Origin of the sequence: Sulfitobacter sp. 1A15258 (assembly GCF_043557045.1) — a bacterium.
GTDB lineage: Bacteria > Pseudomonadota > Alphaproteobacteria > Rhodobacterales > Rhodobacteraceae > Sulfitobacter > Sulfitobacter faviae.
Map to the genome: position 1 here is coordinate 38,258 of NZ_JBIFFK010000001.1, position 26,750 is coordinate 65,007.

At 62.3% G+C, this 26,750-nt stretch carries 25 protein-coding genes; 8 read left to right on the forward strand and 17 right to left on the reverse strand.

Annotation, left to right across the window (positions count from 1 at the left end):
• Positions 1-17: 17 nt before the first annotated feature.
• On the reverse strand, positions 18-1,016 hold the full coding sequence (locus tag ACGYK9_RS00195) for a glycoside hydrolase family 113 (protein ID WP_394407442.1): 999 nt from the start codon (positions 1,014-1,016) through the stop codon (positions 18-20).
• A gap of 213 nt (positions 1,017-1,229) precedes the next feature.
• Between ACGYK9_RS00195 and ACGYK9_RS00200 the strand changes: the two genes are divergently transcribed.
• On the forward strand, positions 1,230-1,775 hold the full coding sequence (locus ACGYK9_RS00200) for a YaeQ family protein (protein ID WP_394407444.1): 546 nt from the start codon (positions 1,230-1,232) through the stop codon (positions 1,773-1,775).
• Between the two features lie 60 nt (positions 1,776-1,835).
• On the opposite strand, the gene ACGYK9_RS00205 is transcribed toward ACGYK9_RS00200, so the two are convergent.
• Positions 1,836-2,402: a carboxymuconolactone decarboxylase family protein gene (locus ACGYK9_RS00205; protein WP_394407446.1), complete on the reverse strand. Its 567-nt coding sequence runs from the start codon at positions 2,400-2,402 to the stop codon at positions 1,836-1,838.
• 99 nt (positions 2,403-2,501) lie between these two features.
• Here ACGYK9_RS00205 and ACGYK9_RS00210 point away from each other — a divergent pair, with 99 nt between their 5' ends.
• Complete coding sequence (locus tag ACGYK9_RS00210; protein ID WP_394407448.1) at positions 2,502-3,074, forward strand: TetR/AcrR family transcriptional regulator; 573 nt, start codon at positions 2,502-2,504, stop codon at positions 3,072-3,074.
• A gap of 12 nt (positions 3,075-3,086) precedes the next feature.
• Here the strand turns inward: ACGYK9_RS00210 and ACGYK9_RS00215 are convergent, their stop codons facing one another.
• Entirely contained in the window at positions 3,087-3,701 is a 615-nt protein-coding gene (locus tag ACGYK9_RS00215) for a hypothetical protein (RefSeq protein ID WP_394407450.1), read from the reverse strand.
• Positions 3,702-3,823: 122 nt separating this feature from the next.
• Between ACGYK9_RS00215 and ACGYK9_RS00220 the strand changes: the two genes are divergently transcribed.
• Genes ACGYK9_RS00220 through arsH form a run of 3 tightly spaced genes read left to right on the forward strand, consistent with a single transcriptional unit; the run spans position 3,824 to position 5,991 of the window.
• A complete protein-coding gene (locus tag ACGYK9_RS00220) occupies positions 3,824-4,153 on the forward strand; it encodes an ArsR/SmtB family transcription factor (protein ID WP_394407452.1) in 330 nt (109 codons plus the stop codon).
• Between the two features lie 29 nt (positions 4,154-4,182).
• The gene (gene arsB / locus ACGYK9_RS00225; protein WP_394407454.1) at positions 4,183-5,241 is read left to right on the forward strand and encodes an ACR3 family arsenite efflux transporter; all 1,059 of its coding nucleotides are present in this window, start codon (positions 4,183-4,185) and stop codon (positions 5,239-5,241) included.
• A gap of 39 nt (positions 5,242-5,280) precedes the next feature.
• Positions 5,281-5,991: an arsenical resistance protein ArsH gene (gene arsH, locus ACGYK9_RS00230; protein WP_394407456.1), complete on the forward strand. Its 711-nt coding sequence runs from the start codon at positions 5,281-5,283 to the stop codon at positions 5,989-5,991.
• Between the two features lie 64 nt (positions 5,992-6,055).
• On the opposite strand, the gene ACGYK9_RS00235 is transcribed toward arsH, so the two are convergent.
• The 10 genes from ACGYK9_RS00235 to ACGYK9_RS00280 all read right to left on the reverse strand — a co-directional run bounded on the left by ACGYK9_RS00235 (position 6,056) and on the right by ACGYK9_RS00280 (position 15,580).
• Complete coding sequence (locus tag ACGYK9_RS00235; protein WP_271693590.1) at positions 6,056-7,495, reverse strand: aldehyde dehydrogenase family protein; 1,440 nt, start codon at positions 7,493-7,495, stop codon at positions 6,056-6,058.
• A gap of 176 nt (positions 7,496-7,671) precedes the next feature.
• Positions 7,672-8,808: a sensor histidine kinase gene (locus ACGYK9_RS00240; RefSeq protein ID WP_394407459.1), complete on the reverse strand. Its 1,137-nt coding sequence runs from the start codon at positions 8,806-8,808 to the stop codon at positions 7,672-7,674.
• Positions 8,808-9,818, reverse strand: coding sequence for an ATP-binding protein (locus tag ACGYK9_RS00245; protein ID WP_394407461.1), 1,011 nt, complete (start codon positions 9,816-9,818; stop codon positions 8,808-8,810). The genes ACGYK9_RS00240 and ACGYK9_RS00245 overlap by 1 nt, the downstream gene beginning before the upstream one ends.
• Complete coding sequence (locus ACGYK9_RS00250) at positions 9,815-10,255, reverse strand: ATP-binding protein (protein ID WP_394407463.1); 441 nt, start codon at positions 10,253-10,255, stop codon at positions 9,815-9,817. Before ACGYK9_RS00250 ends, ACGYK9_RS00245 begins: the two co-directional genes overlap by 4 nt.
• On the reverse strand, positions 10,227-10,580 hold the full coding sequence (locus ACGYK9_RS00255; RefSeq protein ID WP_243267276.1) for an STAS domain-containing protein: 354 nt from the start codon (positions 10,578-10,580) through the stop codon (positions 10,227-10,229). Before ACGYK9_RS00255 ends, ACGYK9_RS00250 begins: the two co-directional genes overlap by 29 nt.
• 1 nt (position 10,581) lies before the next feature.
• A complete protein-coding gene (locus tag ACGYK9_RS00260; protein WP_271687490.1) occupies positions 10,582-11,457 on the reverse strand; it encodes an STAS domain-containing protein in 876 nt (291 codons plus the stop codon).
• Positions 11,458-11,708: 251 nt separating this feature from the next.
• Positions 11,709-12,752 (reverse strand): glycine betaine/L-proline ABC transporter ATP-binding protein, encoded by a 1,044-nt coding sequence (locus ACGYK9_RS00265; RefSeq protein ID WP_394407466.1) that lies wholly within the window; start codon positions 12,750-12,752, stop codon positions 11,709-11,711.
• An 8-nt stretch (positions 12,753-12,760) separates the two neighbouring features.
• On the reverse strand, positions 12,761-13,786 hold the full coding sequence (locus ACGYK9_RS00270; protein ID WP_394407468.1) for an ABC transporter permease: 1,026 nt from the start codon (positions 13,784-13,786) through the stop codon (positions 12,761-12,763).
• Positions 13,787-14,041: 255 nt separating this feature from the next.
• A complete protein-coding gene (locus ACGYK9_RS00275; RefSeq protein WP_067268365.1) occupies positions 14,042-15,010 on the reverse strand; it encodes an ABC transporter substrate-binding protein in 969 nt (322 codons plus the stop codon).
• A 297-nt stretch (positions 15,011-15,307) separates the two neighbouring features.
• On the reverse strand, positions 15,308-15,580 hold the full coding sequence (locus ACGYK9_RS00280; RefSeq protein ID WP_169306066.1) for a DUF1127 domain-containing protein: 273 nt from the start codon (positions 15,578-15,580) through the stop codon (positions 15,308-15,310).
• A 1,357-nt stretch (positions 15,581-16,937) separates the two neighbouring features.
• Between ACGYK9_RS00280 and ACGYK9_RS00285 the strand changes: the two genes are divergently transcribed.
• Positions 16,938-19,850, forward strand: coding sequence for a Hint domain-containing protein (locus ACGYK9_RS00285; RefSeq protein WP_394407470.1), 2,913 nt, complete (start codon positions 16,938-16,940; stop codon positions 19,848-19,850).
• Between the two features lie 70 nt (positions 19,851-19,920).
• Here ACGYK9_RS00285 and ACGYK9_RS00290 read toward each other — a convergent pair whose 3' ends face one another.
• Positions 19,921-20,523, reverse strand: a complete 603-nt coding sequence (locus ACGYK9_RS00290) for an NTP transferase domain-containing protein (RefSeq protein WP_394407472.1) — start codon at positions 20,521-20,523, stop codon at positions 19,921-19,923.
• Positions 20,524-20,640: 117 nt separating this feature from the next.
• Between ACGYK9_RS00290 and ACGYK9_RS00295 the strand changes: the two genes are divergently transcribed.
• Positions 20,641-21,951: a DUF2254 domain-containing protein gene (locus ACGYK9_RS00295; protein WP_394407474.1), complete on the forward strand. Its 1,311-nt coding sequence runs from the start codon at positions 20,641-20,643 to the stop codon at positions 21,949-21,951.
• 6 nt (positions 21,952-21,957) lie between these two features.
• On the opposite strand, the gene ACGYK9_RS00300 is transcribed toward ACGYK9_RS00295, so the two are convergent.
• The gene (locus tag ACGYK9_RS00300) at positions 21,958-23,265 is read right to left on the reverse strand and encodes an HlyC/CorC family transporter (RefSeq protein ID WP_394408917.1); all 1,308 of its coding nucleotides are present in this window, start codon (positions 23,263-23,265) and stop codon (positions 21,958-21,960) included.
• Between the two features lie 88 nt (positions 23,266-23,353).
• Here ACGYK9_RS00300 and ACGYK9_RS00305 point away from each other — a divergent pair, with 88 nt between their 5' ends.
• Positions 23,354-24,184 carry a metallophosphoesterase family protein gene (locus tag ACGYK9_RS00305; RefSeq protein WP_394407476.1) on the forward strand — a complete coding sequence of 277 codons (831 nt, stop codon included), beginning with the start codon at positions 23,354-23,356 and terminating at the stop codon, positions 24,182-24,184.
• On the opposite strand, the gene ACGYK9_RS00310 is transcribed toward ACGYK9_RS00305, so the two are convergent.
• Together ACGYK9_RS00310 and ACGYK9_RS00315 are read right to left on the reverse strand one after the other, a co-directional pair.
• Entirely contained in the window at positions 24,121-25,101 is a 981-nt protein-coding gene (locus tag ACGYK9_RS00310; protein ID WP_394408920.1) for a site-specific tyrosine recombinase XerD, read from the reverse strand. The genes ACGYK9_RS00305 and ACGYK9_RS00310 overlap by 64 nt on opposite strands.
• Positions 25,101-26,747, reverse strand: coding sequence for a hypothetical protein (locus ACGYK9_RS00315; RefSeq protein WP_394407478.1), 1,647 nt, complete (start codon positions 26,745-26,747; stop codon positions 25,101-25,103). The genes ACGYK9_RS00310 and ACGYK9_RS00315 overlap by 1 nt, the downstream gene beginning before the upstream one ends.
• Between the last annotated feature and the right edge of the window lie 3 nt (positions 26,748-26,750).

Here is a 26,750-nt window from a genome sequence, read left to right on the forward strand (position 1 = left end):
CCTCCTAAGCCCGTTCATTATTCGCGCCAAAACCCTGCGATCACCTCCTGCGCCACCTTATTCTGCACCGTAAAATCAGTATCCCCCGCACCGCCGCCTTCGGGGTCGGTGAACCAACGCCAGATCCAGACGTCTTGAATCCCACGGGCCTCAAGGGCGCGGAGCCAGCGATCCAGCACCTCCGCCTGAAGCGCCATATCGGCGGGGGCGGCGCGTTCTTCGGCGCTTTCCCATGGGCGGGCGGTCGCGCCTTCGGCGGAGCGGAGGCCGATTTCCGCGATCCAGATGGGTTTTGCGTGTTTGCGCGCCACGGCGGCGACATGGTCCAATTCTGCGGTAATGGCGCGGTCCCAATCGGTCGGCGCGTCCGGGGCGCCTAGAACGGGGTAGAGGGATACCGCCACGGCATCCAGTTCGGGCCAGAAGGCGATCTTCTCGGCCTCGTCGGCGCCATGGGCGACATAGGTGAGCTTTCCGCTGAAAAGCGCGCGTATCTCGGCGATGGTGTCGCCCCATTGCGCCGCCCCCGATACGCCGCGCAATTCGGTGCCGAGGACGAGCACGTCGGCGCCGTTGCGCTCTGCCGTAACGGCAATGGCGCGCAGAACCTCTGCATAGGCGGCGTGCCATGCGTTTGCGCTGTCCGGCTCGGGGGCAATCGCGCCGGCCCAACTTTCGGGCACCCAGACATGCGGTTTGACGATGGCGGCGAGCCCCGCGGCGTGCAGCTGCGCGATCCCGGCGGCGATCCTGTCATGGGGCAGCGCATCCCCCAAGACGATGGCGCTGGAGCTGGGCGAAGGCTGCCATAGGAAGGGGATCACCGTCGCCGCCGTCGCGCCCGTGTCACGCAGCCGCGCGATGCTTTGGGCGGCGGCGGGGCTGCCGAAGGGAGCGTTCGGCGTCTCGATCAGGTTGAACCCGCGTAGGATGCCACCCGCCTCTTGGGAAAATGCCGCTGTCGCAGTCAAAGCGGTAGAGCCGAGGGCCCAGAGAAGCGTGCGACGGTCGATCATGGGGCTAGGGTAGGGTGACTTCCCCTGCCGCACAACGGCACGCTGGCGAAGACGCGTGGTCTTTTGGGCGCTGCCCCGGGCCAAATAACATCAATTTCGCGCAAAATTGGCGGGTTTTTACCCGCCGGACCCGCGCAGAGCCCAGTGATAATTCCCTTTCCCCGGTCGGCCCAAGCGCGTAGGCAGCGCCTACCTTGGAAAACGAGACATATCATGGCGCAAAATGCCACCATCTACAAAGTCGAGCTTTCGGTCTCGGACATGGATCGTCATTATTATGAGACCCATAAGCTGACCATCGCCAAACACCCCTCGGAAACCGATGAGCGCCTGATGGTGCGGCTGGTGGCCTTTGCCCTTAACGCCCATGAGCATCTGGAGATGACCAAGGGCCTCTCTACGGATGATGAGCCGGACATCTGGCAGAAGAGTCTGAGCGGCGAGTTGGACGTTTGGATCACGCTCGGCTTGCCGAGTGAGAAGGTCCTGCGCCAGTCCTGCAACAAGGCGGCGAAGGTCGTGGTCTACCCCTATGGCGGCAAAACGGCGGAGGTCTGGTGGGATAAGGTCAAGAACGGCACCACCCGTTTTGACAATCTGGACGTGGTGAACCTGGCCGAGGGTGACACCAAGGCGCTGGCGGAGCTGGCCAGCCGGGCGATGAAGCTTCAGGTGATGATCCAAGACGGCGAGGTGACGGTGAACCTTGATGAGGCGATGGTGACCCTCACGCTCGACCGTTGGAAGACCGGCCGGTAGAGGACGGCGCGCTTAAACGCTGTCGAAAAAAGGCGCGCCACTCTGGGCGCGCCTTTCAAATTATACGTCGAGCTTCTTGTCGCCGCGCTTCCACGCCAGCGGCTGGAAAACCTCATCCACCGGGGTTTCGGCAACGTGGTTGACGTAGTTGGAGATGGTTTTCTGCGCCATGCCGAGGATCACGTCCAGCACCGCGCGGTGGCCATAGCCTGCGTCGAAAAACGCCTGCATTTGTGCGTCGGAAACGAAGCCGCGGTTGCGCACCATTTGCACGGTAAAGGTCCGCAGCGCTTCGAGTTTGGGCGTCGGCAGGGCCGTTTCATTGCGCAGCGCGTCGCTGATCTCGTCCGAGACCTTCATCATCTTGGCGATGCCGGTGTGGGCGGGCACGCAGTAATGGCACTCGTTCTCGACGTTGATCGACTGCCAAACAACGGTCAGCTCTTCGGCGTCGAACTCGGTCTCGGTGAAGAGCTTGTGCAGCACCTGATAGCCTTCATAGGCCTGCGGGCTTTCGGCCAGCACCTTGTGCAGACCCGGCAGGCGGCCAAAGGCCTTTTGCGATTCTTCCAGCAGCGGCTTGGAGGCTTCGGGCGCGGTGTTTTGGTCGTGGGACGGGAATGTCATCATTTCTACCTTTGTAAATCGTCGATATCCGTCATTTAGGCTTTCTTGAGCGATCACTCAAGTATATATTTGAGTGATCGTTCAACATATGGTGATCTCATGCCCCGCAAACCGAACCACGACCGAGCCGAGTTGATCGACCGCGCCCGCGATCTGTTCTGGCGTCAGGGCTGGGCGGGCACGTCGCTGAAAGACCTCGAAGCGGTGCTAAAGATGAAGCCCGGCAGTTTCTACGCGGCCTTCGGGTCAAAAGAGGCGCTGTTTGAAATCGCTTTGGACAAATATGCCGAGGATGGGGCCGGGCGCTTGGCCGAATTGGTCGCGGAACATGGTCCGATGGCGGCGCTGAAACGCTATCCCGAATTGGCGATCTGCCGCGAGGAAGCTCCGGCCAAAGCCTGCATGCTCTCCAAAACCTTGTTGGAGCTACAGGCTCATGGCCACCCGTTGGCGAAACGGGCCAGCGCGCATCTTATGGGGATGGAAGAGCAATTTGCGGCGCTTTTCGCGCAGATGCAGCGGGACGGGGAAATCGGCGCGGAGCATGACCCGAAAGCGCTAGCCCGCCGCTATCAGAGCGACCTTCTGGGCCTGCGCGTCTCGGCCGAGCGGGAGGGGATCGACGCCCATGCCATCGCCCGCGAAATCGCCGAAGGTCTGGATCGGTTGTAACCTGAGGCCGCGCTATTCGATCTGCTCTTCCAGCATGGCCGTGATCTTGCGCCGTTGAAAAATATTGCGGATCTGATGCGCCATGATCCGCTCCGGCACGAAATAGGGTTTGCCGTCTTTCCATTCCGCTCGGAACTCATGCCGGGCGGCGATCAGCTTGGTGGTATGGCCATCCGCTGCAGCAACGGTGAGGTCCATCTGCCGGACTTTGTCGAACAGCCCCTCGGTCCCGATCCGCGTCTCGGCGCGACGCAATAGGTCCAGAAAGCTGCCGATGTCGATGAAATCACCGCTTTTGATCGGCCCCTGATTGGTGCGGGTCAGGGGGTTCTCCACATCGTTCAACGCCACCTCTTCGCGTTCGGTGACCTTGACGTGATAGGTTTTGTCATCCGTCACGACCCGCGCCATGACCTCAAGCAGGTAAATCGGCTCGGCTCCCATATTCGTCACGAAGCAATGGGCATTCTCATCCCGCGCGATCGAGCGGTTGATCAGGATCACCGGCTGCCGCTGCCGCCTGAAGTTGAGCCATAGAATATGCAGATAGGCCAGCCAGACCACTGCCGTAAAAAGGCTCACCGCCACTTGCAACGTGCCGGAATTCTCTGCGATCCAATCGAGCATCCTATCTCTTCCTTACCAAGCCTGCGGGGGTCGCGAGATTAACGCGTAGGGCGGCGCTTCGTTGCACAGAGATTGGCAGGGCGGGGTTGACCGGGCGGTATTATATCAATAATTCCTGATATATGGATAATGAAAACGCCCTCCAAGCTTTCGCCGCCTTGGGTCAGCCGACCCGGCTGGATGTCTTTCGCCTGCTGATCAAAGCGGGCGGTAAAGGCATGTCGGCGGGCGAGATCGGCACCGCGCTTGATGTGCGGCAAAATACGATGTCGGCCAACCTCTCGGTGCTGGCCCGCGCAGGGCTGATCCGCAGCAAGCGCGAAGGACGCAGCATCCGATATTTCGCCGATATGAACGGGCTGCGCGCGCTGCTGGGCTTTCTCTTGGAAGACTGCTGCGGCGGCCAGCCTGAACTGTGCCAACCGCTGCTGGATGAGCTGATCTGCTGCTAACCCCCGAACCCCCAACACGAAAGACCGCCATGACCGATACCGTTGATCCCGCAACCGCTGGCCTTGGGGCTTTTGAACGCTGGCTCTCGCTCTGGGTGGCGCTGGCCATCGGGGCGGGGCTTTTGCTGGGCAATCTCTTTCCCGGCATCTTTGGCGCGCTGGCGGCGCTCGAAGTTGCTTCGGTCAACCTGCCGGTGGCGGTGCTGATCTGGGCCATGGTCTTTCCGATGATGGTCGGCGTCGATTTCGGCGCGTTGCGGCAGGTGGGGGACAAGCCCAAAGGGCTGGTGGTGACGTTGGTCGTCAACTGGCTGATCAAACCTTTCACCATGGCCGCCCTTGGGGTGCTGTTCTTCAACCATGTCTTCGCCGGGCTGATCCCACCCGATGATGCGCAGGCCTATCTGGCGGGGGTGATCCTCTTGGGGGCCGCGCCCTGTACCGCCATGGTCTTTGTCTGGTCCAACCTCACCCGCGGCGACGCGACTTATACGCTGGTGCAGGTCAGCGTGAACGATGTGATCATGGTCTTCGCCTTCGCGCCGATCGTGGCTTTCCTCTTGGGCGTGACCGACATCACCGTGCCTTGGGACACGCTGCTGATCTCGGTCGGCCTCTACGTCATGCTGCCGCTGCTGGCGGGCTACCTCACGCGCGGGCGGTTGGTGGCCAAGGGTGGCGAGGCGGCGGTCGACGCCTTCAAGGCCCGCGTGCAGCCCTTCGCCATCATGGGGCTGCTGCTGACCGTCGTGCTGCTTTTCGGTTTTCAGGGCGAAGTGATCCTCGACCGTCCGCTCGTCATTGCGCTGATTGCCGTGCCGCTGTTGCTGCAATCCTACGGCATCTTCTTCATCGCCTATGGCGCCGCGCGGGCTTGGGGCATTCCCTTCAACGTGGCCGCCCCCTGCGCCTTGATCGGCACGTCGAACTTCTTTGAACTGGCCGTCGCCGTGGCGATCAGCCTCTTCGGACTGGGGTCGGGCGCGGCCTTGGCCACTGTGGTGGGTGTCTTGGTCGAAGTGCCGGTCATGCTCTCCCTCGTGGGCTTTGCCAACCGCACACAGCATTGGTTCCCCGCCGCCAAATGAACCTCGCCCGATAACACTCTGCCGCCTAATGAAATTCCCGTGACCGATACGCCGAACATCCAAGAAGACCACTTCAATTCCATCGACGAGAGCCGCCTCCTGTCGCCAAAGCGCGCCACCCACGGCCCGCGCATTCTGCTGCTCTACGGCTCGCTCCGCCCGCGGTCCTTCAGCCGCCTGATGACCGAAGAGGCCGCCCGCATCCTCACCCGTCTCGGGGCCGAGACGCGCACCTTCAACCCCACGGGCCTGCCGCTGCCTGACGATGCCGCGCCTGAGCATCCCAAGGTGCAGGAACTGCGCGATCTGGTGTCATGGTCCGAGGGCATGGTATGGTGTTCGCCCGAACGCCACGGCGCGATGACGGGGATCATGAAGACCCAGATCGACTGGATCCCCCTGTCGCTCGGCGGGGTGCGCCCGACCCAAGGCAAGACCTTGGCCGTGATGCAGGTCAGCGGCGGGTCGCAAAGTTTCAACGCGGTGAACCAGTTGCGCATTTTGGGCCGCTGGATGCGGCTGCTGACCATCCCCAACCAATCCTCGACCCCCAAAGCTTTCTTGGAGTTTGACGAGGATGACCGGATGAAACCCTCACCCTTCTATGACCGCGTGGTCGATGTGATGGAGGAGTTGGTGAAATTCACCCTGCTGACCCGCGACAATAAGGATTATCTGCTCGACCGTTATAGCGAGCGTAAGGAAAGCGCCGAGGAGCTTTCCAAACGGGTAAACCAAAAGGCGATCTGACCGCCAAATGCAAACGGCAGGGCCAATCTTGGCCCTGCCGCATCATACTCGCGCTAAAAAGCGATCAGTCGTTGGACCAGCCGGAAACCGCTTTGATTTCGCAGAAGTCCTCGATCCCCCAAACGCCGCCTTCGCGCCCGTTGCCCGAACGTTTCATGCCGCCGAAGGGCGCACCTGCGCCACGGCTCTCGCCGTTCATCTCAACCATGCCCGAACGCAGCTTGGTCGCCAGACGGTTGCGGCGGGTGCCATCGCTGGATTGAACATAGTTGGTCAGGCCATAGACCGTGTCATTGGCCATCTCAACGGCTTGATCCTCGCTCTCGAACTTCATGATCGAAAGCACGGGGCCAAAGATCTCTTCGCGGGCGATGGTCATATCGGGCGTCACATCGGCGAAAACGGTGGGTTTGACATAGAAACCCCGGTTCAGATGCTCGGGCCGACCGGTGCCACCGGCCACCAGACGCGCGCCTTCGTCGATGCCTTTCTGGATCAGGTCTTGGATCTTGCCCCATTGCGCTTCGTTCACGACCGGGCCGATGTGGCGGCCCTCTTCGCTGGCGGGGCCGACTTCGACCTTATTGGCCACTTCGGCTGCCGTCTCGACCGCTTGGTCATAGACGCTGGCCTCGACCATCATCCGGCTGGGGGCGTTGCAGCTTTGGCCGGTGTTGTTCATCATATGCAGCACGCCGCGTTTGACGGCCTTGTCATCGGCATCGGCGAAGACAAGGTTCGCGCCCTTGCCGCCAAGCTCCAGATGGACCTTCTTCAGCGTATCCGCCGCGTTCTTGGAAATCGCGATGCCGGCGCGGGTGGAGCCGGTGAAGCTCACCATATCCACATCCTCATGGCCGGTCAGGGCGGTGCCCACGGTCGCGCCGTCGCCGTTCACAAGGTTGAAGACACCGGCGGGGAAGCCTGCCTCATCCATCATCTCGGCAAAGATCACCGCGCTCAGCGGGCTTTCCTCGGACGGTTTCAGAACCATGGTGCAGCCCGCGGCAACAGCGGCGCCGACTTTCAGCATCACTTGGTTCATCGGCCAGTTCCATGGCGTGATCATCGCCACGACGCCAACCGCCTCGTGAATGATCCGGTCGTTCGGCGCGTGATCCCCCAAGGGCTTTACGAATTTGAAATCTTTCGCCGCTTTGATGAAGTTCTTCAGGTGGCTGTAGCCCGCCCCCCATTGGGAACTGCGCGCCATCTCGATGGGTGCGCCCATCTCGGTGCTGATTGCCTGCGCCATGTCCTCGGTCCGGGATTTATAGACCTCGGCCAGTTTCTCCATCAGCGCGATACGCTCTTCGGGGGCGGTGGCCATCCATGCGGGCAGGGCGGCCTTGGCCGCAGCCACGGCAGCGTCCACGTCCTTCGGCCCGCCGAGCGAGATCACGGTGCAGGGTTCTTCGGTCGAGGGGTTGATGACCTTATGTTCACTGCCCTCAAGCGGGGCGACCCATTTGCCGTCGATATAGAAATCACGTTTTTCGATCATGCTCTGTCTCCGTTATTGGCCAGGCGCGCGTCTTTCTTGCCGCCTAGAAGTGTCCGGGAATCGCCGGCTCCCGATATGCCTAGGACAATTTTACGGGGCGGAAAAGTTCAGAGGTGATTTTTGATCAAAAAGACGGGCGCGGTGGCCCGAAACCGGTGGGCGGGCAGGGTGTGTGCTCAGCCCTGCGCCGGGAAGCTGATTTCGACGCAAAGCCCGTCTTGGCCTTCGACCTTCAGCGTCGCTTCGTGCTGGAAGGTCAGCGTGCGGATCATGCGCCAGCCCAGCGAATCCGACCTCTCGGGCCGTTTGGCGTCATCGGGCAGGCCGACGCCATCGTCATAGACCTTGAGCGTCAGACTTTCGTCATCCTCTTGCGTGACTTCGATGGTGATCACCCCTTTGTCGCGCCCCTTGAAGGCGTGTTTATAGGCGTTGGTGATCAACTCCCCCACGATCAGCCCGATGTCGACGGCCAATTTGTTGTCCATCTTGAGACTGGGGCAAATTAGCTTGATCGCGATGCTCTGACGATCTCCGGTAAAGGCGCGTTCGGCGTTTTTGGCGACTTCATCCAGCATATCCTCCAGATCAAGGTCGGTGCTGTCGGTTGAGCGTTGCATCAGCTCATGCGCCTTGGAGAGCGAACCCACCCGGGTCTCCAACTCGCGCAACACTTGGCGGGTCTCATCCTCTTTGGCTTGGGTCTTGCTCATCCGGATCAGCGCCACGATCAGGGCAAGGTTGTTGCCCGTGCGGTGGTGAAGCTCCTGCATCAAGAGATCGCGGTCGGCGATGCCTTCGCTGAGTTCGCGGTTCTGTTCGGTCAGCGCGGCGGTGGGGTCTTTGGCATTATAGGCTTCCAGCGCCGCGAGGGCATCGGCCTTGATCTGCTCAACCGCGCTTTGCGGCTCGGGCAGCAGGAACTCCGCATGAACCCGCGTGCCTTCTTGCCCGGTGTCCACATCGAAACGCGCCGCGATACGCTGCACGCCGCGCAGGCCGAGGCCCAGACCGGTCTCCGACACGATGTCGCGCGTGGGGTCCAGCTTGTCTTCCTCGATCCCGCGGCCTTGATCGATTACCGTTAGGCCAAGGGCGGGCTTGCCGTTGATATCCGTCAGTGAAAAGCGCGCACGGCCTTTTTGGCCGTGCTCTATCGCATTGCGGCCCAGTTCCACGGCGGCGGTCACGGTGCGCGTCCGCTCGAATGAGGTAAAGCACATGGCTTCGGTCAGGGTCAGGGCGATCTGGCGCAGGGCTGCGATATCGCCGCCCTTTTCAAGGTTCACCGATGTGAGGTTCGTTGCTTTCATCAGTCCGCGTCCCGTGCAATGCGTATGACCACGATGGAGGCGTCGTCACGCCCGCGAAATGCCCGGTCGAGCAGGTAGCCAGCGATCAAAAGCGGAGATTTCCACAATAGGCCTTGTGGGAGATAGCTGTCGCGCAGGGTTTTCAACCCGTCGCTGTGCAGGATCATCAGATCGCCCGGTTCAAGGTCAAAGGTGTCTTCATAGCCTCGCGTGGCGCGGGCACCGATCCGCCCGTCACGCACCGGCAGGCGTTTGACCGCACCGTCGCGGACCCGCAGCGTGGCGATATTCCCCAAGGCAGCATAGCGCAGGACCATCTGCGGCTGCGCGATATGTACAAGCGCTGCCACCGCGCCGCGCTTGCCGATCAACTGCTCGGTCACCTCATACATCACCGCGCCCGGCTCACTGTTGAAGCTGCGCGTGGCTTTGACGGCCTCGGTGACCTCCAGCGAAGCGGCTGCGGCTTCGGGGCCATGGCCCAACCCGTCGCACAGCAGGATGTCGGTGGCTTTCGGCGTCTGCCGCAGCAGGTAATCGTCGCCACACTCCTCTTCGTTCGGATGGCAGACCCGCAGGCCCACGGCCTCGACCCCATGGGACGGGCAGGGGGCGCTGTTTTTGACAAAGCTGCAAACGATGGTGGTGCCCACCTCCGGCCCGCTGAAAATGTCGAAATCATTCGACAGGCGGCGGATCGCCCCGAGGCCCAGCCCAGCAGAGCCGCCGCTGCTCATGCCGTCCTGAAACATGTGATCCATATCGCTGATACCGGGGCCACGGTCGGTAAAGATCATCACGATCTTATCGCCCTTGCCCTCGGCCGGGGCATTGATCAGCGCGCGGCCCTTTTCGGCGTAGCGCAGGATGTTGGTGGTGGCTTCGGTGGCGACGATGGCCAATTCGTCGGTCCGGTGTTTGGGCCAGCCGTGTTCAGCGGCCAGACGACGCGCGGCGCGGCGCACCACGGCGATGGCGCTTTGGTCCTGCACTTCGACCCACTGTATCATAGGTTCATACTCATCAACACGCTGGTGCCCCCGCCCACGGCGGTGCGGATTTCAAATTTCTGGGCAAGCCGCTGTGCGCCGCCCAAACCCCGGCCAAGCCCGCCGCCCGAGGTATAGCCGTCCGTTAGGGCCAATGCCACGTCCTCGATCCCCGGTCCCTTGTCCCAACAGACCACGCTCAACCGCTTGGCCTTCGGGTCGACATAGATGGAAAATTCGCCGCCGCCAGCGTGAACGATCGCATTGCGCGCGATTTCACTGACGGCGGTGGCGAAACGAGTGACATTCAGCGCCGAGGCGCCGTGTTCTTTCATGTAGCGCGCCACGGCTTGGCGGACCGTTACCGCATCGCCGCTGGTCTTCAACTTGAACTGAGAGAGAAGAACCTGCGCCCCAAGGTCCTTTTCATCAAACGCGTCGTAGCTGGGTGAGGGCATGGGTCAGGCTCAAGGCGGTGCGGATTTCCGGCAGATACATGCCAAGCTCAACCAGCGTGACCGCCACTGTGGGGCGCATGCCGACCACATAGGTATCCGCCGCCAGCAGGCGAGAGATGCCCGCCAACTGCGCAATCACCCGCCCGACAAAAGTGTCCACGATCTCAAGCGCCGAGATATCGAGGATCACCCCATCGATGCGGTTTTCGGATATCTTGTTCGACAGCCGATCCTGAAGCTCCAAAATCTCTGTGTCCGTGATGTCATCCTGTATCGAAACGAGGAGCGCATGTTCGACCAGATTAATCGACGTGACACCGGCCACCTTATTGACCCTCGGTCTTCTTGATCACATAGCCGACGGTCATCAGCGCATCCGACAGGGCGGTACGAATGCTGGACCGGGTCGAGACAGTGCCCACGTCGATGCCAAGCTGCACCATGGTCTGGGCGATCATCGGGCTGATGCCGCTGATGATACATTCGGCGCCCATCAAGCGCACGGCAGCAGCGGCGCGCAAAAGGTGTTGTGCCACTTGCGTATCGACAGTGCCGACGCCGGTGATGTCCATGATGACCACTTCGGCCTGACGCTCAAGAATGGTCTGCAGCAGGTTCTCCATCACCTCTTGGGCGCGGGCGGAATCCAGCGTGCCGATCAGCGGCAGGGTCAAAACGCGGTCCCAAAGCTCGACCACGGGGGTCGAAAGCTCCAGCATCTCTTGGCGCTGGCGATCAATGATCTGCTCACGCTCGAGAATAAAGATTTCGTTGGTGTAGATGGCAAAGGCATCGACCAAACGGGTGACCAGCATCACGTCGCGGATCAGCATCGCGTGGTCGCTGTCCAGCATCGTCTCAAGCCGTTTGAACAGCGGCGTTTTCAACGCCAGCACAAAGGTCGCCATCTCGGTCGGGGTCACGCCCCGGTTGACCCGCTCGCGGCTGACATCGGTCAGAACGGCACGCAGATCGTCCCATTGGGTATCGTCAAAGTCGAAATCCTCGCCGGTGACCCCATCGCGCACACCTTTGGAGAAGGCTTTGAGCAATTCGCGGTTCTGGTTACGGCTCTCCGCATCGGAGAACAGGTCAGAACGCTTTACGCCTTCTTTGACCTGCGTTCCCAGCCACTCCTCGATGATACCTTTGAAATCGGTGTCGAGAACAGTCAGAATATTGGCCGTAGCAGATTGCGGCATCTTGAACCCCAGTATTTATTTCACCCCCCATAGGCCAATCGTGGGGGTGAGTGTCAATAGGACGCAGGGAGTTTGATCGGCGGTAAAGCGCCGTTTTACAGAATGAAATGGCGCGTAAGTGGCTGTTTTTAAGCAGGCTCTCGCGGCGAAACGTAAGGGTCGCGTGCAAAAAAGGGGCAGCAACGGCGCTCTGGCCGGGTGCTGCCCCTTTCCTGGTCTTGTCTTGCGGCTGTCAGGTTGCCGCGAGGTTATTACGCCGCCTCGCCGGGGTGACGCGGCACCAGCGCGCGCACCAGATCGCGCATATGCAGCACGCCGACCTGTTTGCCTTCGCGCATGACGCGGTAGTTGTTGGTGGTATCCCCGCCGGAAACGGCAATGATGCTTTCCAGCGTGTCGTCGAAATCAACCTCACCGGCCACATCCGTGGGCGGCACATCGGTCTTTTCCATGACCGAACGCACGCGCAGCACGCGGGCACGGTTGATGTCGCTGACGAAGGCTTCGATATAGGGATCGTTGGGGTTCAGCAGGATATGCTGCGGCTCGCCCTGTTGGACGATGAACCCGTCTTTGAGGATCACCAGATGGTCCGCCAGTTTCAGCGCCTCGTCCAGATCGTGGGTGATGAAGATCACGGTCTTATGCAGTTCTTCCTGCAATTCGATCAGCAGATCCTGCATGTCGGTGCGGATCAGCGGGTCGAGCGCGGAAAACGCCTCATCCATCAGCATCACGTCGGAGTTCGAGGTCAGCGCCCGGGCAATGCCCACACGTTGCTGCATCCCGCCCGAAAGCTGCGCGGGATATTGCTCTCCCTGACCTTCCAGCCCGACGCGGTTGAGCCATTTGGTGGCTTCAGCCGCGTATTTGCTGCGGTTCTTGCCTTCGATCTCCCAACTCAGCCCGGTGTTTTCCAGCACCGTGCGGTGCGGCAGCAGGGCGAACTTCTGGAACACCATCGACATATCGTGCTTGCGCAACTGGCGCAGGCGACGCTCGTTATAGTCGAGGATGTTCTCACCGTTCACGATGACCTCGCCCGCCGTGGGGTCGATCAGCCGGTTGAGGTGGCGGATCAGCGTTGATTTGCCCGAGCCCGAGAGCCCCATGATCACCGTCGTCTTGCCCGCAGGCATGTCCACGTTAATGTCATTAAGGCCCAGCACATGGCCCGTCTCGGCCTGAAGGTCGGCTTTGCTCATCCCCCCGCGGACCTTCTCCAGCGCGGTTTTGGGATCGTCGCCGAAGATCTTGTAGAGGTTGCGGACGGAAATCTTGATGTCGTCTGTCATGTCTGGCCTCACTTCTGCGCCGCGTTGATCCGCGCGAGCGCGGCTTTGGTGACCCGGTCAAGGATGATCGCAAGCAGCACGATCCCCAGACCCGACAGGAGGCCCACGCCCAACTCAAGGCTGCGAATGCCGCGCAGCACCAGCACGCCAAGGCCGGGAGCGGATACCAGCGAGGCGATCACGACCATGGCAAGGCTCATCATGATGGTCTGGTTCACACCGGCCATGATGTTGGGCAGCGCCAGCGGGATCTGCACCTTGTAGAGCTTTTGGCGGTTGGTCATGCCAAAGGCATCGGCGGCCTCGATCACGTCCTTATCGACGAGACGGATGCCGAGGTCCGTCAGGCGCACCACCGGCACGATGGCATAGAGAATGATCGCGATGCCGTAGAGCTTGGGCTCGGTCACCGAGAAGAGGAAGATCAGCGGGATCAGGTAGACGAAGGGCGGCAGGGTTTGCAGCATATCCAAAACCGGGATCATTGAGCGTTGCACCTTGTCACTGCGCGACATGGCGATGCCGATGGGCACGCCCAAAAGCACGCAGATGAAGGCGCAGACAAAGATGATGGCCAGCGTCTGCATGGTGTGTTCGTAAAAGTCGATGAAGGCGAGGAAACCAAAGACCAGCGCCACCAGACCTACCAGCTTGAGCGAACGACCCACGGCATAGGTGATCGCCATCAAAAGCGGGATCATCACGAACCACGGCACCGACTGCATCAGCCACAGTGCGTTTTCCAACGCCCAGCTGAGCGGTTGGGTGAGGGGGTCGACAACAACTTTGAGACTGTCCTTGATGGCAAGGAAGCCTTGCTCCAGCCCTTGGGTCAGGTCGCGCGATTGTGGGATGGCTTCGCAGCTGTCGTGCAGCGCATCCAGAGAGGGGAAAGGCATGTCCCAAAGCGTGGTGTCGGTATCACCGCCCGCTTGGCCCATAAGGTCGGCCATAGAGCTTAGCCCGCCGCCTTGATCGTCGCCGCACCAGTCCCGCAGACCGAGCGTGTCAAAGAGATTGTCGTAGGTTGCCATCTGTCGCTTTCCCGGCCTGCATCAGACCGTTTGCTTTGGGGAAGGGGGCCGGGGCGCCGCGCAGGCCGCGCGGCGTCGGCTGCCCCATGCAGTGGCGGCAATTCAAACCTATGTCCTTACAAAGGAACTGCGCTTCGGGCCAAAGGGGCCAAGGCGCAGTCGGTATGAAAAGACGTAAGTCTTGCCGCCGGTCATCGAAACGAACGGGCGGGAAACCCGGTTGAGTTCCCCGCCCGTCGTTTTGGTCAGTCTGTCTTACTGCTCTAGCAGCTTGGACAGGTTGCCACGGGCGTCATCGCTCAGCCATTCGGCCCAGACGTCCTTGTTGTTTTGCAGGAAATACACCGCCGCTTCCTCGTTGGAGGCGTTGTTTTCACCCTGCCATGCCAGCAGCTTGCTCATCTCGTCGGTCTTGAAGGTCACATTGCCGATGAACTCCGCGATCTCGGGGTTCTCGTCGTGGAAATCCTTGGTCATGACGGTCAGCACCGGCGCGGTCGGGAAGGCCGAAGGCTTGGGGTCCGGCGTGTCGGCGTTTTGGTTGGCGTTATGCGCGGCTTCGTCATATTCGCCCAGATCGACGCTGGTCATGTCGTATTTGCCAAGCGGGGTGGTCGGCGCCCAGTAGTAGCCGAACCAAGGCTCTTGGCTCTCATAAGCCGACGCCATCGAGGTCACCATCGTCTCACCCGAGCCGTGGTTGAAGACTTCGATGCCGTTGCCTTCGAGGTCATAGGCCCGCGCGAGGTTGTCGCTGACGACGCGGCAGCCCCAGCCATCGGGGCAGTTGTTGAACATGCCGCCGACCAGTTCGGGGTTTTCCAAGATGCCTTCGATGGTTTTCAGCTCGGGGTGCTCTTCGGCCAGATAGGTGGGGATCCACCAGCCTTCGACGCCACCGGGATCGAGCACGGAAGTCAGCTCAACAATCTTGCCATCCGCTTTCAGCTTTTTGTAAGCGTCACCGGCGGAGTTCGGCCACAGTTCGGGCACGATGTCCGGCTCGTTGTTCTCGGACAGCGAAGTCACGGCGGGGGTGGTGTCCGAAGGCACCACGGTCACGTCGCAGGAATAGCCTTGGGTCAGCAGGAATTCGGTGACGGCGGTAACGATCTGCGCCGAAGCCCAGTTCATTTCCGCGATCGAGACTTCGCCACAGTCCTGTGCGGCGGCGGCCATCGGGGTTGCAACGGCAAAGGCCGTGCCAAGCAAATAGCGTTTCATAGTGATATCTCCTCTATTGTATCCGCAGTGTCGCGCAGCCGCGCACCGCTGATCTTTGCCCCTTTCCATCAAGAAGGAGCCGGTCGCGCGATAGGCGCGGCAGCTTTCGATGGGTGGGTTTGCTGGAGATATGAAAACAAATCATGCGCCCCTGTGCAACACGATTGCCGGGCGCAAGACGCAAGAACGGGCACCGCGCCGGGCCTGACGCGATGCCGCTATATGCGGCGTTCCCATGCAGAACGCCATATTTTAAGGGTCGGCACGGCCCCTCACGCAGGGCGCGGGCCAGAGCATTCAGCGGCGGGAAAAACTTTCCATGTCGCGGATGTGCTGGGGAATATCTTTGCGGTTCAGGCCGATATCCTGAAGCAGACGGTCGTCCATCGCGTTCAAGGTCGACAGCGTGCGGTTACGCTCCCAACGACGCGCGGTGTCGCGCAGCGCACGGCGCAGCATGGCGACAAGGGCCAGCCCTTCGGCATTGGCGACTTGACCGATGCTGCCGTTAAAGGCGGTTCCGGGCATCCCGGCGATCTGGTTTGTGTTTTTCAGCAGGCGGAAATGCATGGCATGCTCCATATCAAAAAGGTCGAAGTGGGAAGGATCCGCAAGAGACGACGGTCAGTGCCAGAAGGCCGGGCCGGGTCGGTTGTGTGGGTCTCATCCCGAGTGTGATCCGGAAAGTCAGTTGGAACCCCGATGGTCTAAACAGGCGGATCGGCCTGTCCGACCGGGGTTACCGGCGGTTCAGCAGCGTGCCCGGTTTGCGCGGGCGCCTCTTATGAACAGCATACATCAACATGCCGCGCATTTGGTCCACCCGAGCGGGCTTTGCAATAGGGTGAAATAGGGGTGCGACACCCTGCCGCATGTGCAGGGCGCAGAGCCTACTATGGCTGAGGTTTCCGCCCGCCCGGCGCGGTGTCGTTTGCAGCATCTGAAATGTCGTTTTGAGGGTCGGATTTGGCGCATTTTGGCCCGGCGGATCGAACGGAAAGGGGCGGTTGTTTGAGCGGCCTTCGCGGCTGGCAATTGCATTTTTTCCGCGGTCAATCTCGGCGCGGAGTGAGGGGCGGAGCGCTCACCATGACTCACCCGTAACGCGCGCGGCTTTTGCCGCCGCGGGCGCTCAATGCCGCGAGGAGTTGATTCGGCGGGAATAAGGCGGGTCGCCCGTGGTTTCGTCACCAGTTCCGCAGGTTTGCGGGCGATTGGTTCCAGCCGGTGAACAAGCAATCAAAAAGAATGACGAAAACAAGGCGGCGCAGATGCGGCTGATTTGCGGCGGCATTGTCGCGCAATGCGAAACAGTCTTGACCGAGGGATCGACGCCGCCGTCCCGCGCAGGCGTTAATTCACCTTAATCCTATGGCGAATCGGGATTCCGGCGCGGGGTGGCCCGGAAACAATCGCGCCCAAAAGTCGCGCTAAACCACCTGAATTGCGGCAAAACTTCATTTGGTTCCGGCAATTTTCAAACATTTTTTGCTTTGTCCATTCGTATAGGAGGGCTATTCCTATAGGTGCCCAACTGGGGGGCATAGAAGTCTGTAGGTCACGGGGGCGGCCGCATTAAGCGCATCAGGGATGCGGGAAATGTGGGTACGCCGCAAGTTTGCGACCGTAAACACAACATACCGAAGCGCACCGCGCCTCGGCTGTGGGCCATGTTCCGGCTCTTCCCCTTCGTTGCGCAGGATGCGTGCCGCTCGATCTGGATTTCTGCCAGCGGGGCGCGTGTGAACGGAGGGAGAGACGAGATGATACACAAGCGACAGGCCCTGCCACTGGCCTTCTGCGGGGCAAGAAATGCCCGTTTCGACCGCTCTGCCGTTCGGCGCTCCATTCCTCAGACTGAAACAGCATCCACTTCCAAGACGGCCGCGTTGCGCGCCGCGTGCAACACCGCTCAGGAGATTTCACAATGATTAGAACACTTGATTTCAATGCGTTCAGCGCAGGCACCATCATTGACGACGAATATGCGGATCTGGGCGTTACGGTTTCGGCCAGCGGCGGTTCTGGCGATGCGATGATCTTTGACAGCAGCAACCCCACGGGCGGCGACAGCGATCTGGCCTCCGACACGCTTGAGGGGCTGTTGATCGTCTCCGAAGATGGCGACCAAAGCGACCCGGACGACAACGCCGGCGGCGGCAGCCTGTTTTTTGACTTCGATGACATGGTGCGCATGAAGGGCGTGACCTTCAAAGACATCGAAGAGACCGGCGGGGAAGGCACCCGTGTCATCTTTTACGATGACAATGGCGATGTGATCCAAAACCATTATGTGCAGCCCACCGGCGATGGCGGTGAGCGTTTCGTTCAGTTCAACATTGATGGCGTGTCGCGTTTCGAAGTGCGTTTCGAAGGCTCGGGCGCGATCGACAATCTGGTTTTCGACGATGGCCAACCGCAGGGCGGCGGCAATGACGCGCCCGTGGCCGAAGACGATGTGCTTGAGATCGACGAAGACACCTCTGGCACCGTCGACGTGCTGGGCAATGACAGCGACAGCGATGGCGACACGCTGACCGTCACCATGGCAACCTGCCCGGCGGGCCCGGTCGTCATCAATGACGATGGCACGCTGACCTTCACGCCCGACGCGGATTTCAACGGCGACACCACAATCACCTATACCGTGGATGACGGCAATGGCGGCACCGACACCGGTACCGTGAATGTCACCGTGAACCCGGTGAACGACGCCCCCGTCGCCAATGACGACACCGCCGACACCACCGGCACCGATCCGGTCGTGATCCCGGTTCTGGACAATGACACCGATGTCGACGGCGACACCCTGAGCGTGACAGATGCGTCGAGCGATGATGGCACCGTGACCATCAATGACGATGGCACCATCACCTTTGTCGCCAATGACGGCTTCACCGGTGACGCGACGATCACCTATACCGTGGCAGACCCCGACGGGCTGACCGACGAAGGCTCGGTAACCGTTACGGTGGATGACGGCGGTTCGACCCGTGACGGCTATGTCGACGGCACAGCGGGCGCAGACTTGATCGACACCGCCTACACCGGCGACCCCGATGGCGACATGATCGACAATGACGACGCGATCCTGCCCGATGCCGAAGGCGACGATGACTATGTCCGCGCTGGCGACGGTGACGACACCATTCTGGCAGGCGACGGCGATGATATCGTCGAGGCTGGCGCAGGCTCCGACGTGGTCGAGGGCGGTGAGGGTGATGACATGATCACCACCGGCAACGATGACCTCGCCCCCGATCTGGGCTACCCGGAAAGCGACAGCGACGATCTGGGCTTTGACCCCGACGCCGACCCCGAGAATGACCGCGACTCTGTCGATGGTGGGGCGGGCAATGACACGATCAGCACCGGCGATGACCGCGACACCATCACCGGTGGCACCGGCGATGACGTGATCAACGCAGGCATCGACGACGATATCGTCGATGGCGGCGACGGCGACGACCGGATCGTCGGCGGCGAGGGCAACGACAGCCTGCTCGGCGGCGCTGGCAACGATACGATCTATGCGGGCAACGACCCCGATCTGGGCCTCGACGTGCTCGACATCCCCGACGAAGAGGATGCCTCCAACCCCTTCACCCCCGACCGCAACCCGAACAACGGGATGGACACGGTCGACGGTGGCGCGGGCAATGACGTGATCTATGGCGCCGACGATGCGGATATGCTGCGCGGCGGCTCGGGCGATGACTATATCGACGGTCAGATCGACGATGACGTCATCTCGGGCAACACCGGCGACGACACGCTGCTGGGCGGTCAGGGCGACGACAGCCTCTCGGGCGGTCAGGGCAATGACGAGCTTGACGGCGGCACCGGCGACGACACCCTGCGCGGCAACCGGGACGACGACCTGCTGGTCGGCGGTGAAGGCGATGACCTGCTCGACGGTGGCGGTGAGAATGACACGCTGATGGGCGGCGAAGGCGACGACGAACTGCAAGGCGGTCGGGGTGACGATCTGCTCGACGGTGGCGCAGGCGTCGACGTGATGACCGGCGGTGCCGATCAAGACAGCTTCGTCAACGTCAACGCAGGCGATGATGTCGATGGTGGCAGCGCGGGCGTGGATTACGACACGCTCGACCTGCGCGGCTCTGCCCCCGAGGGTGGCCGTCTGGAGATCACCTATACCTCCGACGATCGCGAAGACGGTTTCGTTGACTACTTCAACCAAGATGGCAGCGATGCCGGGCGTTTGAACTTCGTCGAGATCGAGAATGTGATCCCCTGTTTCACACCGGGGACCAAGATCGCCACACCGCGCGGTGAGGTGCCGGTGGAGGCGCTTCAGGTCGGTGACCGGGTCATCACCCGCGACAACGGCATCCAGACGATCCGCTGGGTCGGCGCGCGTGAGATGACCGGGGCCGAGTTCGAAATGGCCGCTCATCTCAAGCCGGTGCTGATCCGCAAAGGTGCGCTTGGCAATGATCTGCCCGAGCGTGACATGATGGTGAGCCCCAACCACCGCGTCTTGGTCGCCAACGAGAAGACCGCGCTCTACTTCGAAGAGCGTGAGGTGCTCGTTGCGGCGAAACACCTGACCGGGATGGAAGGCATCGACGTTGTCGAGGTTTCGGGCACCAGCTACATCCATGTGATGTTCGACCGTCACGAGGTGATCCTCTCCGACGGCACATGGACCGAGAGCTTCCAGCCCGGTGACATGTCGCTGGCCGGTATCGGCGAAGAGCAGCGTCAGGAAATCTTCGAGCTGTTCCCCGAACTGGCGACAAAGGACGGGATCGAAGGCTACACCGCCGCGCGCCGCTCGCTGAAAAAGCACGAGGCCAGCCTGCTGGTGAAGTAATCCGGCAAGAGCCGAGTGTGACACAGTTTGAAAACGGGGCGGGCGACCGCCCCGTTTTTTCATGCGCGGGCTATTCCTGCTCTGCGCGCCACGCCGCCCAGTCCTCGGGCGTGTCGAGGTCGCGCCGTGCGCGCTGGCCGGGCAGGGGCACAAGCTGCATCCGGTCTGCGGCAGCGCGCACAACCGCGCGGCCCCCGTCATCGCCGCGCAGCTGTTTCAACTGATCGAAAAGCGCGGCGGCAAAGATGATGGGGTGCCCGGGCTTGCCGTCCGCCGTGCTCGCGCGCCAGATCAGAGTCTCGCCCGTCAGGTCCACCGCAGCCGCGAGGCGGGCAAGATCGCTGGCCTCAAGCGCGGGCATATCGGCCAGCAGCACCATGGCGGCGGGCGTGTCCAACGGCAGGGCGGCAAAGGCGCGGCGCAGGCTGGCGCCCATGCCCTCTGCGGCGTCGGGGATGGGGAGCGGCGTGATGTCCAACCCGCTAAGCGCCGTGTAGCGCGGGTGCGGCGGGGGCGGCAGGGCGACGGTGACGGGGCCAATGTCCTGTGCCAGCCGTGCCTGACGGCGCAGCAAGGGCTCACCGCCGATGTCTTCCATCAATTTGTCACGCCCCCGCATCCGAGTTGAGGCACCGGCGGCGAGGAGGATCACGGGCAAAGGGGCTATCGTCATGCCGCCCAACCTACCGGGCACGGGGGGCGAGGATAAGAGCTTTTTTACACCGCGCCGGACTGCAAATTCCCGCTAAGCCGCCGTTGGCAGGGCGCTTTTTCGTGCTACCCTTGGCCCATGAACATCAAAGACCTGATCCCGCACACGCTGTTTCGCAAAGCCCGCGAATATTCTCGCAAACTTTGGGTGCGGGTGGTTTTCATGGGGTTGCTGGCCTTTGTCGCCCTCGGGCTGACCCAGCTTTTTGAGCCCTTGGTGCCCAAGGAAGTCGCCACGAGGTTGACCGGCGAAGCGGCGGATCGCCTGTTGCAGATCATCGCGGATGCGATGTTGGCGGTCACGATCTTTTCCATCACCATCATGGTCACGGTCTACCGGTCCTCGTCATCGCAGTTCACGCCACGGGCGCATCGGCTGATCATTCAGGACCGTACCACGCAGAACACGCTGGCCGTCTTTATCGGCGCCTATGTCTATGCGCTGGTGGCGATCATCATGCGCGAGTTGGGCATCTATATCGACGAACGCTCTTTCGTGCTGTTCCTGACCACGGTCTTGGTGCTGGCGATCATCGTGATCTTCCTGATCCGCTGGGTGCTGCATCTGCAAAGCTTCGGCAGCCTGATCGACACGACCCGCCAGATCGAGGCGGTGACCACGTCATTGTTCAAGGAACGGCTGAAGACGCCCTGCATGGGCGGCCATCCCCTGACCGGTCCGGTGCCCGATGAGGCCCGCCCGATCTTTGCCCCTGAGAGCGGCTATATCCAACATATCTACCCCGAGGCGCTGGACCAGCAGGCGCGGGACCATGGGGTCGCGATCTATATGCCCCGGCGCATCGGTGATTTCGTCTTTGTTGGGGAGCCTCTGGTAATGGTCACCCGGCGGGGCAGCCCGCAGGACGCGGAACATGATTGGGACAGTCTAGAGCAAAAGGTTTTGGAGACCGTGCAACTGGGCGATCTGCGCACCTTTGACCAAGACCCCCGTTTCGGCCTGCGGGTGCTGGGAGAGGTTGCCTCGAAGGCGCTGTCGCCGGGGATCAACGATGGCGGCACGGCGATTGACGTGATCACCCGCATCGGGCGCGTGCTGTCCTATTATTCGGATGAGGCCAAGCCGGGCGGCAAGGTCGCGCTGCCGAACCTGCATATCCCGCCGATCCCAGCGGACGCGCTGATCGAAGACGGGTTTGGTGCGCTGGCGCGGGATGGCGCCTCGGTCGTCGATGTGCAGATGGTCTTGCAAGAGGTGCTGACAGGGCTGATGCAGCACCCCGATCCCGGCCTCTCGGCCGCCGCCCGTGACGCGGCAGAGGATCACCTGCGCCGGGCTTTTGAAGAGGTGCCTTTCGGCCCCGACCGGGCGCGCATCTGGTCCGCCGCCTGCAAAGACGTGCAGGCAGCGGTGGAAACCCCGGCCTAAGCCGGATCAGAGGGGGCGGATCTTGAGTTGGGTGATCCGGTTGCCGTCCCGCTCGATCACCTCAAAGCGGAAGTTGTGGAAGGAGAAGACTTGCCCCACGGTGGGGATCATCTGCGCCTCATGGATCACCAGCCCGGCCACGGTATTGGCTTCATCATCGGGCAGGGACCAATCGGTCGCGCGGTTGAGGTCGCGGATCGTCATCGCGCCTTCGACCATCAGATGCCCGTCGTCCGACTGTTTCAGCGGGTGATCCGCGTCGGGGTCGAATTCATCCGTGATCTCGCCCACGATTTCTTCGAGAATGTCTTCAAGCGTGATCAGCCCTTGGAGCGAGCCATATTCGTCCACCACCAGCGCAAAATGCGTGCGACGGCGCAGGAACTGGCGCATCTGTTCGTCCAGGGTCGAGGTTTCGGGCACGAAATAGGGTTTCATCACCACGTCGGCCACGTTGAACCCCTTGAGCGCCGCGGCATCGCCGTTGGGGCCGCCGATCAGCTTGTACATGGCGCGCAGGAGGTCTTTGGCATGGATCACGCCGATAATGTTCTCGGGGTCCTCGCGGAAGACCGGCAGGCGGGTGTGGTTGGATTGCAGACATTTCTCCATGATGTCGGTCGGGTCTGAATCCGCGTCGATCATCTCGATTCCCGAACGGTGCAGCATGACCTCTTCCACCGCGCGTTCGCGCAGGTCGAGCGCGCCCAAGATACGGTCGCGGTCTTCCTTTTCGACGACGCCTTCGGAATGGCCCAATTGCAGCGCTCCGGCGATTTCCTCGCGCACCGCCAGAATGTTGCTGTCGGGGTCGATCTGCACGCCGAAAAGCCGCAGCACGCCGCGCACGAAATAACGCACCGCCGTCACCACGGGCGAGAAGATAAGCACCACGATGCTAATCGGGCGCGAGACCAGCGCCGCCGCCGTTTCGGCATTGGTGATGGCATAGGTCTTGGGCAGCACCTCGGCAAAGACGAGCACCAGAAGCGTCATCACCAGCGTCGCCAGCGCCACGCCGCTTTCACCGAAGAGCCGTGTGAAGAGCGCCGTCGCCATGGAGGCGGCAAGGATGTTGACCAAGTTGTTGCCCAACAGGACCGAGCCGATCAGCCGCTCGTTATCCTCGGTGATCTTGAGCGCGCGGATCGCGCCGCTTGCGCCCTTGTCGGCCTGCGCGCGCAGCTTGCCGCGCGAGGCGGCGGTCAGGGCGGTTTCGGAGCCTGAGAAGAAGCCCGAGAGGACAAGGAGGAACAGGATAATTCCGGTGCTGATCCAGAAAGCGGTGTCAAAAAGGGCGGGGCCCGTTTCCATGAGGTCTAAATCCATCCATTATGTGTTGCGAATGTTATGGGCGCAGGGGCTGCGTCATTCAAGGGTTGCAACGGGGCAGGGTGGTGCGATGCAGGCGAAAATCAACTGCGCGGAGCTTGGGGTTTTGGACGGGCCGTTGCTGCTTTTTGGCGGGCCCTATTCCAACCTTCAGGCGGTCGAGGCGCTGGCGGCTTTTGCCGCGGCGCGGGGCACCGACGGGGGGCAGATGATCTGCACCGGCGACATTGTTGCCTATTGCGGCGCGCCGCGCGAATGCGTGGCGGCAATCCGGGCGCTTGGCTGCGCGGTGGTGGCAGGCAATTGCGAAGTGCAACTGGCCAGCGGGGCCGCAGATTGCGGCTGCGGCTTCGCGCCGGGCAGCAGTTGCGACATGCTCTCGGGCGCCTGGTACGCCCATGCGGCAGGCCAGTTGGACGCGGATGCGAAAGACTGGATGGGTCGCCTGCCGGATATGGCGGTGTTCCGGCATCAGGGCCAGCGCTATGGCGTGATCCACGGCGGGGTGCGCGATGTGGCGCGGTTCGTCTGGTCGGAGAGTGCGGCGGCGGTGTTTGACGAAGAGTGGCAGGCGCTGGAAGACATTGCAGGCCCCGTCGATCACATCATCGCGGGCCACTCCGGTCTGCCCTTCATCCGCGAGACAGCGCGTGGGCGTTGGATCAACGCAGGCGTGATCGGCATGCCGCCCCATGACGGCGGCCAGCAGACGCGGCTGGCGCTGCTCGACGGGGGCGAGGTGGGCTTTCACCGGCTGAGCTACGATGTGGCCGGGGCCGTGGCCGATATGGCCAAGGCAGGTTTGCCGCGCGCCTATGCAGACGCGCTACAAAGCGGTTACTGGCCTTCGGAAGACGTGTTGCCGCCGGAATTGCGGGTGCCGTCCTTGGCGAGGGGGTGACGCTCCAGCACGAGGTCCGACAGCCGCTCTTCCAGCACATGGGTGTAGATCTCGGTCGTGGCGACATCGGCGTGGCCCAGCATGGTCTGGATCGCCCGTAGGTCCGCGCCATTGGCCAGCAAATGCGTGGCAAAGGCATGGCGCAGGGTGTGGGGCGTGACTTTCTCGGGCGGCACGCCGCCGGTGACGGCGAATTCCTTGATCAGCAGATAGAACCGATGCCGCGTCAGATGCCCCGTCGCCCCGCGGGACGGGAAGAGGTGCCGCGCGGGTGGTTTGCCCTTGGCTTGGGCCGCCTCATCCGCCTTGTCGCGTACCACGAGCCATGCCGCCAGCGCGTCGCGCGCGGGCTCTGACAGGGGCACCAGCCGCTCGCGGCCCCCTTTGCCTGCGATCAGCAGCAGACGTGGATCGCCCCGCGCGGCGCTGACCGGCAGGCTGACCAATTCACTGACCCGCATCCCGGTGGCATAAAGCAGCTCCATCAGGCAGGTGTTGCGCAGCTGATCGGCCAGCGACCGGCCAGAATTGCGCGCGGCATCGAGCAGCCGGTCGACCTCTTCCTCGGACAGGATCTTGGGCAGGCGTTTGTCCTGCCCCGGCCCGGCGATTTGCACCGCAGGGTTGTCTTCGCGCAGCCCTTCCTCAAAGGCGAAACGGTAAAGCTGTTTGATCGCCGAGAGCCGCCGTGCGCGGGTGGATTTCGCCAGCCCCTGCGCGTCGCAATAAACAAGGTAATCTTCGACCTCGCCGCGGCTGGCGGTCAGGAAGTCATGGTTGCGCTGCGCGAGGAAGGAATCGAAATCCTTCAGGTCGCGGCCATAGGCCAGCTGCGTGTTGGTGGCGGCACCCTGTTCGGCGGCGGCGGCCTCCAGAAAGCTGGAGATCCAATGGAAGGTCGGGGTCTGGGACATCATCATTGCTGGAGCAATACAATCTGCAAGGCGGCACGTCGGGCGGTGTCTTCCAATCCGAGGGCGCGTAGGGTGGCTAGGGCGTCGCGGAGCGCCGATGTGTCACCACTCGCCCCGTCATGCAAGAGCGACAGTAGGCGCAAAATTGCCATGCCCAGCTCCTTGTCCCGCGCCAGCGCCATTAGGTCGGTGCGGGGGGTGGGATCGGCGAAAGCATCGTGAACCGCAGCGGCCAAAGGCGCATCCGGAGCGGGGCCTTTGGGCGCATCGCCAACGGCGACGGCGCGCAGCAATTCGTCCTCGGGGGACTTGCCGATCACCCGCGCCGCCGCGGCCTCGTAATTGGGCGACAGCAGCGCCACATCCCGCGCCAGACGCGCGGCACGGCCCGCCAGAGGAATGGTCGAGAGCGGTTCGGCAAAGAGCGTGGCAAAGGCCACTTCAAGAGAGGCTTCGCGCATCGCTTCCCATGCGGGGGGCAGGGTCTTGGCCACCGCCTCGGCGCTGCCGGTGCGCAGGGCCGTCTCAAACCGTTGCAGCGCCGCGACCCGGTCCCAGACCCCGCCAGAGGCGGCGGGCTGACGATCAGTATAAAGCCCCAGCAGCAGGTTGTCGGGCAGGGCGCCCGCGCGGGTCAGCCGCTCGGCGGCCTCAAGCTGGGCCTTCCATCCGGCGATGTCGCGCAGATCGGCCACCGCATAAGCACGCGGCAGGATGTTAGAGGGCAAGGGCTCGCCAATGGTCTCAAACAGGCGGAAGGTCATTGGGTCCATCTGGCGGGGCACGCGCAGCGGTTCGGCCCCTTCGTAGAAATCCGGGTTCAGGAAACGGTCGAAGAGTTCGAGCTGCGCCTCGGGCAGCAGGCCGAGCGCTTGGGCCGAGCCAAAGGTCAGGGCCGCGTTCTCCCAATTGCCAGCGCGGGCGTTGCAGAAAATCCGGGTGCCATAGTCCCGGGTCAGATGCGGCGATTTCACCAATCGCTCACAGACGCGATGCTCGGTCCCGGTAAGCAGGGAAAGCTGCATCCACAGGTCGAAATGCGCGGTCGAGGTGGTCACCCCGGCCTGTTCGATCAGCGACAGCGCCGGGTCGAGGGCGCCAAGCTCCATCAGCTTTTCGCCCCGCGCCAGCGCCAAAAGATCGCCATTGCGCGCCTCGCCCTGCGGGGCCTGTGCCTCGGCCAGAAGCACGGTGTAGAGCAGCGCCTGCGCGGCGGGCAGATGCAGGTCCGGTAAATCGCGGATGCGGTCGATCAGGGCCGTCGTGTCGCTGCCCAGCCAGATGTCCCCGCGCAGCCCGGTGACCGCGCCGGGCACCAGCCCGATGCGGCGCGGCGCGCCATCGCCCAAGGGCGTGACCTGCACGGGCGGCGGCAGGGCGCTGTCGGCCACGGGCGGTTCCGGCACCCGGCCCGGGTTGGGCGGGCGTTTTGGCCGGTTTTCGGGCGGCGATTGCGCGCCCAGCCAGTCAATCACCGACAGCGGCTGATCATTGGCCGCGGGGGGCTGGTCTTGCCGTTCAGACGCCTGACGCGATTCGCGGCCCAGATTGCGGTCTTCTTCCGATTCGGCCAGCAGGGCTGTGGCGCTGACCGAGCAGATCAATGCAGCGCAAAGGGCCCGTTTGCCTTTGGACAGGGCGTTTGCCACGCC